Origin of the sequence: Paenibacillus plantarum, assembly GCF_013141695.1 — a bacterium.
Lineage (GTDB): Bacteria > Bacillota > Bacilli > Paenibacillales > NBRC-103111 > Paenibacillus_E > Paenibacillus_E plantarum.
Genome location: NZ_WHNY01000090.1, coordinates 94,668 through 109,103, shown reverse-complemented (window position 1 = coordinate 109,103; position 14,436 = coordinate 94,668). Strand labels below are relative to the sequence as shown.

Sequence of the window (14,436 nt, the reverse complement as noted above, 5' to 3'; positions counted from 1 at the left end):
GAGGAGGAAAACGTCATGAATTTTGCGGTTCTTGTGTTCCCGGGATCGAATTGCGATATCGACTTGTACAAAGCGATTGAAGACACGATTGGTCAACCTGTTGACTATGTATGGCATACGGACGGCGACTTGTCCAAATACGATTGTATCCTAGTACCAGGAGGATTCTCTTACGGGGATTACCTGCGTTGTGGAGCGATTGCTCAGTTTACGAACGTGATGAAAGCTGTCGTGAAAGCTGCGGAAGAAGGCAAATACATTCTAGGTATTTGTAACGGATTCCAAGTGTTGACGGAAGCTCGTTTGCTGCCAGGCGCATTGCTGCGCAATAACGGCATGAAATTCCGCTGTCATCAAGCGGTTCTGAAAGTTGAGAACAACACAACGGCGTTCACGCGTGATTATGCCGAAGGTGAATTAATCAACATTCCGATCGCACACGGTGAAGGCAACTACTATTGCGACGAAGCTACGCTCCAAGAACTGCAAGAAAACAACCAAATCGTGTTCCGTTATGAAGCGGGCAACAACCCGAACGGATCACTTGACGATATCGCAGGTATCAGCAACAAAGCAGGGAATGTCGTGGGTATGATGCCCCATCCAGAGCGTGCCATTCATGAGATTCTAGGCTCCGCAGACGGTAAGAAAATGTTCACATCAATTCTAAGTGCTTGGAGGGAAAAACATGACGCAGCAGCTATCCGCTAAGGAACCATCCCCGGAACAAATCGCGGAACAGAAGATTTATAAGCAAATGGGTGTAACCGACGAGGAGTTTGCTAAGATTTGCGGTTTCCTTGGACGTACTCCAAACTACGTAGAAATCGGCGTATTCAGCGTAATGTGGTCCGAGCATTGTTCTTACAAAAATTCCAAACCTGTTCTTCGCAAATTCCCAGTTACAGGACCTCGCGTTCTGATGGGACCTGGTGAAGGTGCAGGGATTGTAGATATCGGGGACAACCAAGCGGTTGTTTTCAAAATTGAAAGTCATAACCACCCCTCCGCAATCGAGCCTTACCAAGGCGCGGCGACAGGCGTGGGCGGTATTATTCGTGATATTTTCTCCATGGGCGCACGCCCAGTGGCGTTATTGAACTCCTTGCGTTTCGGTAAATTGGAAAACGATCGCGTGAAGTACTTGTTCGAGAACGTTGTCTCCGGTATCGCTGGATACGGTAACTGTATCGGGATCCCGACAGTTGGCGGCGAAGTGATGTTCGACGAGAGCTACGAGGGGAACCCGCTCGTTAACGCCATGTGCGTGGGTCTGATTGACCACGACATGATTCAACGCGGTGTTGCCAAAGGTGTAGGCAACCCAGTGTTCTACGTAGGCCCAGCAACAGGCCGCGACGGTATCCACGGTGCGACTTTTGCATCCGAGGAATTGACAGCTGAATCCGAAGCGAAGCGCCCAGCGGTACAAGTTGGCGATCCGTTCATGGAAAAGCTAGTTCTAGAAGCTTGTTTAGAGTTAATCGATTCCGGCATCGTGCTAGGAATTCAAGATATGGGCGCAGCCGGACTAACATGTTCCAGCGCTGAGATGGCAAGTAAAGCAGGTAACGGCATGGAGCTGTACCTGGATGAAGTTCCACAACGCGAAGAAGGCATGACAGCATATGAAATGATGTTGTCGGAGTCCCAAGAGCGTATGCTTTTCGTTGTTGAGCCGAAGGATGAAGCGCAAGCGAAAGGCATCTTCGAACGTTGGGGCTTGCACTGCGCGAAAGTCGGTAAGGTTACTGACGACGGTTTCTTGAAGCTAATTCACCACGGTGAAGTCGTGGCGAACATGCCTGTTGGCGCACTCGTTGACGAGTGCCCGGTTTACAATAAGCCAAGCAAAGTGCCGGCTTATTACGAAGCAAGCGCAGCGATCGATACAACACGTTACCCAGAGGTAACGAAGTTGACGGAAGCGCTGAAATCCGTACTCGCGTCCCCGACGGTAGCGAGCAAAGAATGGGTTTACAACCAGTATGACTACATGGTTCGTACAGAAACAGCTGTGCGTCCAGGTTCAGACGCAGCAGTAGTAACCATCCGCGGCACGCGCAAAGGTCTTGCGATGACAACGGATTGTAACGGACGCTACGTGTACCTGGATCCGGAAGTGGGCGGACGTATCGCGGTTTCCGAAGCAGCACGTAACGTAGTTTGTTCCGGCGCTGAGCCTCTTGCTGTGACGGACAACCTGAACTTTGGTTCCCCTGACAAGCCGGAAATCTTCTGGCAGTTGGAGAAATCCACAGACGGTATGGCAGAAGCTTGCCGCTTCTTGGATACGCCGGTTATCGGCGGTAACGTCTCGCTTTATAACGAGAACTCCAAAGGGGCAATCTACCCAACTCCGGTTATCGGAATGGTTGGTCTTGTTCATGACATCGACCACATCACGACACAAAACTTCAAAAACGAAGGCGACATCATTATCCTGCTAGGCGAGACGAAAGCTGAGCTCGGCGGCAGTGAGTTCCAATATGTAATTCATGGTGTAACAGAAGGCCGTCCTCCTGAGTTGGACTTGGCTACTGAGAAACGCCTGCAAAACGCAGTTCTCAAAGCGATTCAAGAAGGTCTTGTTGCTTCTGCGCATGACTTGTCTGAAGGCGGATTGGCTGTAGCGCTAGCAGAAAGCTGTATCAGCGGAAATATCGGCGCAGAGGTTAATGTAGCGTCCGATCTTCGTCCAGATTTCGCATTGTTCAGTGAAACGCAATCCCGTATCGTACTTAGCGCTACACCAGAAAAAGCCGATGCCCTTAAGCATTGGATCGCTTCCCAAGGTGTACCTTATCAAGAAATCGGAAAAGTAACAGGCTCGAATTTGACAATCAAAATCAATGACGAACAGCGTCTCCAGTCTCCTGTCAACGAGCTGGCGAAAGTCTGGAAGGATGCGATTCCATGTCTAATGGCGTGAAACAATCCAAGGCCCTAAAGCTTCCTGTGGCACCATTTGAACAACTTGAGAATGGGCAGCATGAGCTTTGGACAGGCGATTATTACAACGAAGGTATTGGCGGCCAAGGCGGATTGTTCGACAAGCTGAATGAAGAGTGCGGGGTGTTCGGGGTGTATGGTCATCCCGACGCTTCCTCCCTATGTTATTACGGGCTGCATGCCCTTCAGCATCGTGGACAGGAAAGTGCCGGCATTTGTACAGTCGATGAAGGCAAATTCAACTATTACCGTGGGATGGGACTTGCGAAGGAAGTTTTTACAAATGATAATTTGCATCCACTTACGGGTTCAACAGCTATCGCTCATGTTCGTTATTCAACAGCAGGTGAAAGCAAACTGGCGAATGCACAACCGCTCGTGTTCAAATACCGCGAGGGCGATCTAGCGATTGCGACGAACGGAAACCTTGATAATGCCAACATTATCAAGCGTGAGCTGGAGCGTAAGGGTTCCATTTTCCAAACAACAAGTGATACCGAAGTTATGGCGCATTTGATTGCTCGCTCGGAGCATGATGATATCGTTGATGCAGTGAAAGATGCGATGAATCAAGTCATCGGCGGATTCGCCTTCCTTATTATCACCAAAGATAAATTGATTGCTGCCCTTGATCCCAACGGCTTACGTCCGTTCATGATCGGTCGTCTCGGTGATTCCTACTTGTTCGCGTCGGAGACTTGTGCATTTGATGCGGTTGGGGCAACCTATTTCCGTGATGTACAACCTGGCGAGATCATCGTGATTGATCGTGATGGCTTCCGTTCGGAACGTTTTGCAGAAGGCAGCAAGCGCGCGATTTGTGCGATGGAATACATCTACTTTGCTCGTCCAGACAGCGACATTGACACGGTCAATATTCACTCCGCTCGTAAACGGATGGGTAAACGACTAGCGATGGAAGCTTTCGTGGATGCGGATATCGTAACCGGCGTGCCGGATTCCAGTATTTCAGCTGCGATCGGTTTTGCGGAACAAACGGGGATTCCTTATGAGCTGGGTCTGATCAAGAACCGCTACACAGGCCGTACGTTCATCATTCCAAGCCAAGAGCTTCGTGAGCAAGGTGTTAAAATGAAGCTGAGCGCTGTTCGCAAAGTGGTCGAAGGCAAGCGTGTCGTCATGATCGATGACTCCATCGTTCGTGGGACAACGTCCTTACGCATCGTCAACCTGCTTCGTGAAGCAGGAGCAACGGAGGTTCATGTGCGGATTTCTTCGCCGCCTTTTATGAACCCTTGTTACTACGGGATTGATACGCCTGACCGCAAAGAGCTTATCGCGGCGATGAATTCGATCGAAGAGATTCGCAAGGCGATCAACGCGGATTCACTTCATTTTCTAACGAAGGATGGCTTGTTGGATTCAATCGGTCAAGGTTCCGCAGGCAAAGAAAGCGGATATTGTACAGCTTGTTTCGATAACAGCTATCCGACGGAAATCGTTGATGTGACGAAGGTTGGCTGTGCGTGTGACTAACAGATGATTCTGTGACGGCTTCACGTCACGGATTCAGCTAAGAGTAAAAGAGAGAAAACGGGGGTCTAGCGACCTCCCCCATATATAGACAAACTAAGGAGTGTTGGTCAGTGTCGGATGCTTATAAAAAGGCTGGCGTCGATATCGCGGCGGGGAACGAAGCAGTAGAACGGATGAAAAAGCACGTTAAACGGACATTCCGTCCTGAAGTGTTAACAGATCTCGGTGGCTTCGGCGGGCTGTTCAGCTTGAACAAAGACAAGTATGAGGAGCCTGTACTCGTATCGGGTACGGACGGCGTAGGCACGAAGCTGAAGATCGCTTTTGCCATGGATAAGCATGATACGATTGGGATCGACGCAGTTGCGATGTGTGTGAATGATATTATCGTTCAAGGCGCAGAGCCATTGTTCTTCCTAGACTATCTCGCTTGTGACAAAGTCATTCCAGAGAAAATTGAAGCGATTATTAAAGGGATCGCCGACGGTTGTGCGCAATCTGGTTGCTCACTAATCGGTGGTGAAACGGCGGAAATGCCAGGCATGTATGCACAAGGGGAGTATGACATTGCTGGCTTTACGGTTGGAATCGTCGACAAGAAAAAGATCATCGACGGAACAACGATCCGTCCTGGAGATGTCGTGCTAGGACTAGCTTCGAGCGGTGTGCACAGTAACGGGTTCTCGCTTGTGCGTAAGCTTTTGCTAGAAGATAACGGATATACCCTTCAAGGGCATGTAGAAGAGCTTGGCGACAAGCTTGGTAACGTGTTGCTTGAGCCAACGAAGCTGTATGTGAAGCCAGTTCTAGCTATGTTGGAAGACGTAGCGATCAAAGGTATGGCGCATATCACAGGCGGCGGTTTCATCGAAAATATTCCGCGGGTTCTGCCTGATGGCGTGAACGTGGATATCCAATATGGATCATGGCCGATCCTTCCGATTTTCTCTTTGATGCAGCGTGTAGGTAACATCACAAACAATGATATGTTCCGTACGTTCAACATGGGAATCGGGATGGTTGTCATCGTAGCAGCTGACGATGCAGAGAAAGCGATTGCTGCAGCAGAAGCGCAAGGCGAGAAAGCTTACCGTTTAGGTGTTGTTACAGAAGGCGAGCGTGTAGTTACGTTCCAAGGAGCTGACGTGTAATGCAGCCTTATCGCATCGCGGTTATGGCTTCAGGCAGCGGTTCGAACTTCCAGGCTATTGTGGATCAGGTACAGAAGGGGAAGCTTGATGTTAGCATCGAGCTTCTTGTCTGTGACCGCCCAAAAGCATTCGTAGTTGAGCGCGCCAAGGAAGCGAAAGTGCCTGTGTTTGCTTTTAATCCGAAAGAGTACGAAAGCCGTGAGGCGTATGAGACGCTGATCTTGAAAGAGCTGCAGGATCGCCAGGTCGATCTGGTGGTGATGGCAGGGTACATGCGGATTATTACGAATGTGCTGGTTGAGCCTTACTTTGGGCGGATGATTAATATTCATCCATCTTTGTTGCCTTCGTTCCCCGGCGTGCGCGCTGTGGAACAGGCGGTTGAGTATGGCGTGAAGCAGACAGGCGTCACGGTGCATTTTGTTGATGGCGGGCTGGACTCCGGCCCGATCATTGCCCAGCGTGCCGTGGAAATCCACGAGCACGAGACGGCAGATTCGCTCACGGAGCGAATCCACGCGGCTGAGCACGTGCTGCTGCCGCAGGTTGTGCGGTGGCTGCGCGAGGGACGCGTGAGCTTGGACGGCCGCAGGGTTAGCGTGCGGCTGTAGGTTTTGAGCTGTAACGGTGAAAAACACGCTTACAGCGTCGTGAAGGGCTGAATCGAGCTGTTCTTCGAGCTGTAACGGTGAAAAACATGCTTACAGCGTCGTGAAGAGCTGAACCGAGCCGTTCTTCGAGCTGTAACGGTGAAAAACGCGCTTACAGCGTCGTGCCGAGCCGAACAGTGCTGTTGACCGAGCTGTAACGTTGAAAAACACGCTTACAGCGTCGTGAAGGACTGAACCGATCTCGGGGATGTTGAATATCCCCGACTGATTTAATTTGTGGGCGTTCCTGCAACTGTTGCTTCTTAGGATAAACGTTGTTCGTCGAGGAACTTGGAGTAGCTCAATAACTTGAAACCTCTTACGGAGGGATTTCATTTTCGCACTCATTATTGAACTTTTGCACTAATCTTTGTGCTTAACTTTGTACTCATTTTTACATCTTTCACCCATTCACATACAATTCCATTCCCTAAGGAGGAAGCATAGTGGCAATCAAAAGAGCACTGATTTCCGTTTTCGATAAAACGGGCATCGTAGAATTCGCGAGCGAGCTGTCGAAGCTAGGCGTTGAGATCATTTCCACAGGTGGTACGCTTAGTTTGTTAAAGGATAAAGGGGTACCGGTTATCGGTATTTCCGAGGTTACAGGGTTCCCGGAAATCATGGACGGACGCGTGAAGACACTTCACCCGAACGTGCATGGCGGACTTTTGGCTGTTCGTGACAACGCAGAGCACCAAGCAAGCATGAAAGAGCTTGGCCTTGAGTATATTGATCTCGTTGTCGTGAATTTGTATCCTTTTGCAGAAACGATTGCAAAGCCTGACGTGACTTACGAAGATGCGATCGAGAACATCGATATCGGTGGACCTACCATGCTTCGTTCCGCAGCGAAAAACCATGCTTTCGTATCCGTTATCGTAGATACGACTGACTATGCGAAAGTGTTGGAAGAAGTCCAAGAGACTGGCGATACAACGCTGGCGACGCGCAAACGTCTTGCAGCAAAAGTGTTCCGTCACACTGGCGCTTACGATGCTTTGATTGGTGACTATTTGACTGGCCTTCAGGGCGAGCCTTACCCAGAGCGTTACACAGTAACGTATGAAAAAATGCAAGAGCTTCGCTACGGCGAGAACCCGCACCAAAGCGCAGCGTTTTACCGCACGCCGAATGCGGCTGCTGGCAACATCACAACGGCTGAACAATTACACGGTAAAGAATTATCGTACAACAATATTAATGATGCGAACACGGCTCTTCAAATTGTAAAAGAGTTCAGTGAGCCTGCAGTAGTTGCAGTTAAGCACATGAACCCTTGCGGCGTAGGTATCGGTACGAATGTACTTGAAGCTTACACGAAAGCGTACAATGCAGACCCTACTTCCATCTTCGGTGGTATCGTGGCTGCGAACCGTGCGATCGACGAAGCGACAGCGCAATTGCTGCATGAGATCTTCTTGGAGATCGTCATCGCGCCAGATTTTACACCAGAAGCACTTGAGATTCTGGCTAAAAAGAAAAACATCCGCCTACTGAAAGTAGCCGGTTTGGATACTATTGCTGGTCGTGAGTCCCAGCCAGTGATTACAACAGTAGAAGGCGGCATGCTTGTACAAGCTAGCGACGCTTACCAACTGACAGAAGCCGACCTGAAAGTCGTTTCCGAGCGTCAACCGACAGCGGAAGAGATGAAGCAATTGCTTTTCGCATGGAAAGTAGTTAAGCACGTTAAATCTAACGCGATCGTACTTGTAGCTGACGATATGACAGTTGGCGTAGGCGCGGGTCAAATGAACCGTGTTGGCGCAGCGAAAATCGCAATCGAGCAAGCTGGCGACAAGTCCAAAGGTTCCGTCCTTTCGTCCGATGCGTTCTTCCCGATGGGCGATACGCTCGAAATGGCAGCAAAAGCAGGCATCACTGCGGTGATTCAGCCAGGCGGCTCCATCAAAGACGAAGAGTCCATCCGCGTTGCTAACGAAAACGGCATTGCAATGGTGATGACAGGCGTTCGTCACTTTAAACATTAAAACAATTGAGAATGCTCACGATTCGTAAGTGGACCGTGGGCATTCCCCATGAGAGGGGTTTCCACAGATGCGTGTATTAGTTATTGGACGTGGCGGACGTGAGCATGCCATTGTATGGGCACTAAGCAAAAGCCCAAAAATCAGCAAGCTGTTCTGCGCACCAGGAAACGGCGGGATTGCCGGATTAGCGGAATGCGTGCCGATCACGGAACTTCAGTTCGAAGAGATCAGCACATTTGCGAAGGAGCAAGCCATTGACTTGGTTATGGTTGCGCCTGATGATCCGTTAGCGGCAGGATTGGTTGATCATTTGGAGTCAAAAGGCATTGCAGCCTTCGGCCCTCGTGCCAACGCAGCGATCATTGAAGGCAGCAAAGTGTTCATGAAGCAGCTGCTCAAAAAATACAGCATCCCAACGGCTGCGTACGAGTCTTTCGACGCGTATGAGCCGGCACTGGCTTACTTGCGCTCGCAAACAGCGCCAATCGTTATCAAAGCAGACGGCTTAGCCGCTGGTAAAGGCGTTACGGTTGCGCAAACGATGGAAGAAGCGGAAGCTGCGTTGAAAGACATCATGGTAGGTCAGGTTTTTGGAGCATCGGCAGGCGCAAGCGTCGTGATCGAGGAGTTCCTGACAGGCCAAGAAATGTCCTTACTGGCTTTCGTTGATGGTTCGACGGTGCGTTTGATGGTGCCTTCGCAGGATCATAAGCCGGTTTTTGATAACGATAAAGGACCGAATACAGGTGGAATGGGGACGTACTCTCCGCTTCCACATATTCCAGAGTCCATCGTGCAAGAAGCACTTGTGAACATCGTTCAGCCTACGGCTGATGCGATGGTGGCAGAAGGCCGTCCGTTCAAAGGCGTGCTGTATGCGGGTCTGATTTTGACCCCGAACGGTGTAAAAACGATTGAGTTCAACGCGCGCTTCGGTGATCCGGAGACGCAGGTGATTTTGCCGCGATTGAAAACAGATTTGCTGGATATTTTCCTAGCGATCAACAACGGTACGTTGGCTGAGCAGCCAATCGAGTGGAGCGAACAAGCGGCAGTATGTGTGATCGTCGCTTCGCCAGGATACCCCGGACCGTATCCGAAGGGATTGCCGATCACTGGCTTAGATCAAGTGCAGGATGCCCTCGTGTTCCACGCGGGTACAGCAGTTGATGAGAACGGACAAATCGTCACGAATGGCGGACGTGTTCTAGGTATCACAGGCCTTGGCAAAGATATCATTGAAGCTCGTCAGAAGGCTTATGCCGATGCGGATCGGATCCATTTCGAAGGTAAGCATTACCGTACGGATATTGCGATGAAGGCGTTGAAATAGATTGGTAAAGTAAAAACCACAGCCCTTTATGTGAATAAGGGGTTGTGGTTTTTTGTTTTCGCTAGTCATGCCATCGTGATTATGCGAGGACGTAGTATGATATAATGGGAAGAAAAGCAATTAATCATTAGGTGGTGATCCGGCATGAAGACTGAAAAGGAATTGAATGAAATCTTCAAGAAGATCGAGCAATCCGTACAAGATAAGGCGAGAAAAGCTGGTGCTCCTATTTTTTATATTGAAAATGGCAAGCGCATCCGGCAAGAGCCGACAGGGGAGCGCTATATCCAAGTTATAGACTCTGATGGCAATCTGACCGATTATAAACTGTAAAGAGGTGGCCAGAATGCCTGAAATGACGGTTTTTGCGGGTTGCAATGGCGCGGGGAAATCGACGTTAATTGATCATTATGGAGATACATTCGATAATCTCATCAATCCAGATTTGTATGCGAGGGTGATCAATCCCGAAAACCCACGTAAAGCGGATCTCGCTGCTGGCAAACTAGCCCTGAAAGCCATTCGGGACTGCCTGGAGAACCGAAAAAGTCTGGCAGTTGAAACAACCTTATCTAGTGATTTCTATCTGAAACGGATGCAAGAAGCCCGGGAAAAAGGCTATCGGATCATCTTTTATTACATTGGACTCCAAGATGTTCAAATGCATATCGACCGGGTACGAACTCGTGTTATCGAAGGTGGGCATTTCATAGCGACTTCCGACATTCTGCGCCGCTATGATACCTCGCTGTCCAATCTCAAAAAGGCAATATCCCTCGCGGATTATGCAGTTGTATTGGATAATAGCGACAGGAGCCTGCGGACGCTACTAGTGTTCGAGCATGGTATCGTTATGTCTCAAACGCAGCACTGGCCTGCATGGTTATTCAATGCCCTCAAGTAGAACTTGCGGTCATCGGCCTAGGGGGCGTGCAGTGCATACGTTGTGATAAACTCGTACCATCACTGGTGAACAGCCGATGAAGGAGCGAGTTTTTTTGGATTACTTTTTATCCCAGCCGCGAATATATTTACTTCTGTTCTTGTAGACGAAATAACACGCCAATAAGGCAAGAACAATTAATGATATGGACAGCCAGTGATCAGTGAAATAATGCCAAAGTGACTGCATAGCGGAACCTCCCAAATGTGGAGAAGCATGGTAGGGTTAGTTTCGCGAATGGCGGCTGTTTTTATACAGAGCATAGAGAAGAAGGGGAATTGCCGATGTTTGATAAAAGAATGCTGATACTCTCCGCGATCATATCGCTTGCTGGTGTGATGGCTGGTTGTGGAGATAAGCAGCCAGTACCCGTGGCGTTGCCTACGACGGAGGCTGTGCAGAGTGCTTCGCCAGTGGCCACAGTAGCGCAGACAACGGCTGCGCCGCCAGTTGTACAGGCAGCACCTACCATTACGCCTGTCCCAACAACGGCTCCAACACCTGTCGCAACGCCAGAAACGAAGCCAACTCCAACGAAGACGGCTGCTCCAACCACGCTGCCTAGTGTTCCTAAGAGCAATAAGCTTGTTATGATCGACCCTGGACATCAAAAGGTTGGTAATAACGCACCTGAGCAGGTCGGGCCAGATACGCGGGAAACGAAGCCCAAAGTTAGCTCCGGTACAGTAGGTGTAAAGACGAAGAAGCCAGAGTACGTACTAAATCTGGAGGTATCCGTACTGCTTAAAGCGGAGCTAGCCCGCCGGGGGATCAAAGTAGCCATGACGAGGGAGACGCATGACGTGGATATTAGCAACAAGCAGCGTGCAGATATGGCGAATGAGGCGGGAGCGGCGCTGGTTGTACGGATTCATGCAGATGGTGACGCTTCGGCAAGTACGAAGGGATTTTCGGTTCTGTACCCGTCAGCTGCGCAACCAGCTGTTAAGCCAATCGCAGCGGAAAGCAAGCAGGCTGCTGTTTTTCTCCTAGCTGGCATGCAGCAAGCAACGGGTCAGAAGGGACGTGGCCTTTCGGCGCGAGACGATCTGAGCGGCTTCAACTGGTCGAAGGTACCCGTCGCCCTTGTGGAGATCGGGTTCATGACGAATCCGGAAGAGGACGAGCTCATGTCGGATGCGGCGTATCAGAAGAAGCTTGCGACGGGCATTGCGGATGGGATTGAGCAGTTTGTGAACGGTAAGTGAGGGCAGAGACGGATCGCAACATGGTTTTATTTTCACAGATTCGTGAATAATGTAGATAATTGGCACTGATTTGGTTGTGGGAGGGGGTGTTGCTGTGCTGCCGGCATTTTTTATTGCGCATGGCTCACCGAGTTTGGCGATTGAGCAGCATGCGTATACAGAGTTTCTGCAGAGGCTAGCGATGTCGCTTCCTAAGCCGAAAGCCATCGTTGTGTTCAGTGCACATTGGGAAAGCGCGGTTCAGAAGATCAGCTCGGCTGTCGAGCCGGAGATGATGTACGATTTCTCGGGTTTCCCGGAAGAACTTTATGACATTAACTATCCGGCCAAAGGGGATCTGACTTTAAGCCTCCATATCCAGCAGTTATTTCAACAGGAGGGTATACGCTGTGAGTTGAATGACAGGCGAGGCATGGATCACGGAGCTTGGGCGCCGCTCTCCATTATGTACCCCCTTGCACAGATTCCTGTTGTGACACTTTCGGTTAACCCGCGATTAACACCCGAGGAGCATTACCGAATTGGCGCCGCCTTAGGCTCTTTGCGGGATGAGCAGGTGCTGGTTATTGGCAGTGGCGGAACGGTTCACAATCTACGTAAGCTGGATTATAACAATCCGGTGCCGCAGCTTTGGGCCGTGGAGTTCGATGAGTGGCTAGAGGAGCAGCTCGAAACGTGGAATTTGGAGGCGCTGATTCGCTACGACGAACGAGCGCCGCATGCGCGGGAGGCTGTGCCGACGCCGGAGCATTTTGCGCCATTGCTCATCGCGATGGGAGCAGGTGATGCTACGCGGAGCGCGAAGCTGTTGCATCATAGCTTCCAGATGGGCACCCTGAGCCTATGCTGTTGGATGTTCGGCAGTCTACGTATACGTAAGCAGGAGACATAGGTTCGTTGTTGTTCGAAGGCCTGCGAGTGCTGCAGGTTTTTTTGCCGTTATCGTTGATGGCATGAGGCCAGCTCAATCCAGAAACCGCGCCTTATGCTCCGGCTTCGGCAGCATGCAATGCTCGGTCTTGCCGAACCAGCGATAGCGGTTGCGTGCGATGAAGCTGTATCCGAGATTGCGGATCGGAGCTGGGATCACGATCGCCGCGTAAGCGAGTGGCCATGCACCGCGCAAGCGCCGTGCAATGCGCAAAGCGGCTGAGCTGCGCGTATAAGCGTGGCCGCCTTCGATCAGCACAATCGTGCTGAGTTGATCTAGCGGCAGCTTGTGCTCGGCGAGCAATCGTTGCCCCGTCTCCGACTGCAGAGAAGCGAAGTGAAACACGCCCTTCGGGTCGTTTCGCAGGATGAATTGCACCGCGCTGCTGCAGAGCAGGCAAACCCCGTCGAACAAAATGATAGATGAATGAGGAGTGAGATTCGACATGGTGCCTCCTTTTGGCTGCACATTTTGAATGTAACCATCTCTATTATACGTTGGTGTCACTATATAGCAACACGGGCTCTTTCTCAAAGATTTCATATTGTTTTTATGCGTAACATGGGCAATAATATACCTATACAGGTATAGGGAAGGAAGGGTGTCTATGAAATACGATGATGATGTGAAGAAGCGTTTAAAGCGTATGGAAGGTCAGATTCGTGGGATTTTACGGATGATGGAAGAAGAACAGGATTGTAAAGATGTCGTAAGCCAAATCTCTGCTGTTCGCAGTGCCGCTGATAAAACGATTGCTACCGTTGTTGCTGTTAATTTGGAGAATTGCATTATGGAGGAAAAAGAAGCGGGTAGAGACACAAGTAAGCTGGTCAAGCAGGCTGTAGAATTGTTAGTTAAAAGCCGTTAATGTGTTTAAGAAAAGAGGCAGGTCATGGATAGTAATATGATTTTCAATCTCGTGGCGTTAGGTTTTATTGTTTGGTTCTTCTACTCACGCTTTGCAGGGGTCAAAGGGCTGCGCAATCTGTCGTCTGAACAATTTCAAGAAGCTTTAACAACGGACAACCATAAGCATGTACTGATCGATGTGCGTGAGCCTGGTGAAGTGAAGCAAGGATATATCCCGGGAGCGGTTAATATCCCTTTGTCGACTATGGGGAGAAGATTGGCCGAGATTCCTAAGGATCGACCAGTCTATCTGTACTGCCGAAGTGGCATGAGAAGCAAGCAAGCCGCGAAGCTCTTACGGAAGCATGGTTTTAACGAGTTGTCTCATTTGAAGGGCGGTATCATGTCCTGGAATGGTAAGCAAACGCAATAAGTAAAAAAAGTCATTAGCCCTCAAGGCCAATGACTTTTTTTGTGCGTCAAGCCTAATCATGGAAGCTAGTCCGCCCGATTCGACCTTTGTCTTTTTGAAAATAAATATGCAGAAAGAACTCCATTACACCATAAAATACAGCTACGATCGTCATATCCGTAAAAGTTAAGGACCAATCGTAGAAGTGCCTTTCCACGAGCCAGAAGTAGGCATAAGTTAATAACATATCGGCTAATACAGCAGCCATGTTATTCGTAAGTCTTAAAAACAGTTGATCAACAACGACGTAGGTAAGGAGGGAAAACGTATACGTAGCAGAAAGTGCCCCCATAAATGTAGCATCTGTAAGGTACATCAAGATGGGAACTATGATGATGCCATTTATCAAAAGTTTTAAGAGCAACTTCCCTAACATAGCCAACATGGTCTCGCCTTCTTTCATTCAAGGTATGCAGTACTGATCTTAATATGGCTTCTGCATGCTTGAACTATGCT

The 14,436-nt window shown here is 49.7% G+C and carries 16 protein-coding genes; 13 read left to right on the top strand and 3 right to left on the bottom strand.

Translation table 11 applies throughout. The features are described 5' to 3' along the window. Positions 1-15 precede the first annotated feature (15 nt). The 9 genes from purQ (at position 16) to GC096_RS35645 (ending at position 10,481) form a co-directional block, all read left to right on the top strand. Positions 16-711, top strand: coding sequence for a phosphoribosylformylglycinamidine synthase subunit PurQ (gene purQ, locus GC096_RS35685; protein WP_171637554.1), 696 nt, complete (start codon positions 16-18; stop codon positions 709-711). Further along, positions 689-2,932, top strand: a complete 2,244-nt coding sequence (gene purL, locus GC096_RS35680; RefSeq protein WP_171637552.1) for a phosphoribosylformylglycinamidine synthase subunit PurL — start codon at positions 689-691, stop codon at positions 2,930-2,932. Before purQ ends, purL begins: the two co-directional genes overlap by 23 nt. Next, on the top strand, positions 2,917-4,449 hold the full coding sequence (gene purF / locus GC096_RS35675) for an amidophosphoribosyltransferase (protein WP_171637550.1): 1,533 nt from the start codon (positions 2,917-2,919) through the stop codon (positions 4,447-4,449). The genes purL and purF overlap by 16 nt, the downstream gene beginning before the upstream one ends. Positions 4,450-4,559: 110 nt before the next feature. Next, positions 4,560-5,600, top strand: coding sequence for a phosphoribosylformylglycinamidine cyclo-ligase (gene purM, locus GC096_RS35670; protein ID WP_056612773.1), 1,041 nt, complete (start codon positions 4,560-4,562; stop codon positions 5,598-5,600). Beyond that, complete coding sequence (purN, locus tag GC096_RS35665) at positions 5,600-6,211, top strand: phosphoribosylglycinamide formyltransferase (RefSeq protein ID WP_171637549.1); 612 nt, start codon at positions 5,600-5,602, stop codon at positions 6,209-6,211. The genes purM and purN overlap by 1 nt, the downstream gene beginning before the upstream one ends. 485 nt (positions 6,212-6,696) lie before the next feature. Then, the gene (gene purH / locus GC096_RS35660) at positions 6,697-8,244 is read left to right on the top strand and encodes a bifunctional phosphoribosylaminoimidazolecarboxamide formyltransferase/IMP cyclohydrolase (RefSeq protein WP_171637547.1); all 1,548 of its coding nucleotides are present in this window, start codon (positions 6,697-6,699) and stop codon (positions 8,242-8,244) included. Positions 8,245-8,311: 67 nt separating this feature from the next. Next, entirely contained in the window at positions 8,312-9,577 is a 1,266-nt protein-coding gene (gene purD, locus GC096_RS35655) for a phosphoribosylamine--glycine ligase (protein WP_171637545.1), read from the top strand. A 144-nt stretch (positions 9,578-9,721) separates the two neighbouring features. After that, a complete protein-coding gene (locus GC096_RS35650; RefSeq protein ID WP_171637543.1) occupies positions 9,722-9,910 on the top strand; it encodes a hypothetical protein in 189 nt (62 codons plus the stop codon). A 13-nt stretch (positions 9,911-9,923) separates the two neighbouring features. Continuing rightward, positions 9,924-10,481, top strand: coding sequence for an ATPase (locus GC096_RS35645; protein ID WP_171637541.1), 558 nt, complete (start codon positions 9,924-9,926; stop codon positions 10,479-10,481). 99 nt (positions 10,482-10,580) lie between these two features. Here the strand turns inward: GC096_RS35645 and GC096_RS39230 are convergent, their stop codons facing one another. After that, a complete protein-coding gene (locus GC096_RS39230) occupies positions 10,581-10,709 on the bottom strand; it encodes a hypothetical protein (protein WP_281366867.1) in 129 nt (42 codons plus the stop codon). 95 nt (positions 10,710-10,804) lie between these two features. Between GC096_RS39230 and GC096_RS35640 the strand changes: the two genes are divergently transcribed. Both GC096_RS35640 and GC096_RS35635 read left to right on the top strand, forming a co-directional pair. Next, positions 10,805-11,728 (top strand): N-acetylmuramoyl-L-alanine amidase family protein, encoded by a 924-nt coding sequence (locus GC096_RS35640; protein ID WP_171637539.1) that lies wholly within the window; start codon positions 10,805-10,807, stop codon positions 11,726-11,728. Between the two features lie 94 nt (positions 11,729-11,822). Beyond that, a complete protein-coding gene (locus GC096_RS35635; protein WP_171637538.1) occupies positions 11,823-12,620 on the top strand; it encodes a DODA-type extradiol aromatic ring-opening family dioxygenase in 798 nt (265 codons plus the stop codon). Positions 12,621-12,692: 72 nt separating this feature from the next. On the opposite strand, the gene GC096_RS35630 is transcribed toward GC096_RS35635, so the two are convergent. Further along, a complete protein-coding gene (locus GC096_RS35630) occupies positions 12,693-13,106 on the bottom strand; it encodes a thiol-disulfide oxidoreductase DCC family protein (protein WP_171637536.1) in 414 nt (137 codons plus the stop codon). A gap of 160 nt (positions 13,107-13,266) precedes the next feature. On the opposite strand from GC096_RS35630, the gene GC096_RS35625 reads away from it, so the two are divergent. After that, on the top strand, positions 13,267-13,527 hold the full coding sequence (locus GC096_RS35625; protein ID WP_056612786.1) for a metal-sensitive transcriptional regulator: 261 nt from the start codon (positions 13,267-13,269) through the stop codon (positions 13,525-13,527). A 24-nt stretch (positions 13,528-13,551) separates the two neighbouring features. Beyond that, entirely contained in the window at positions 13,552-13,941 is a 390-nt protein-coding gene (locus tag GC096_RS35620) for a rhodanese-like domain-containing protein (protein WP_171637534.1), read from the top strand. A 52-nt stretch (positions 13,942-13,993) separates the two neighbouring features. Here GC096_RS35620 and GC096_RS35615 read toward each other — a convergent pair whose 3' ends face one another. Beyond that, entirely contained in the window at positions 13,994-14,365 is a 372-nt protein-coding gene (locus GC096_RS35615) for a DUF2512 family protein (protein WP_171637531.1), read from the bottom strand. Positions 14,366-14,436 lie beyond the last annotated feature (71 nt).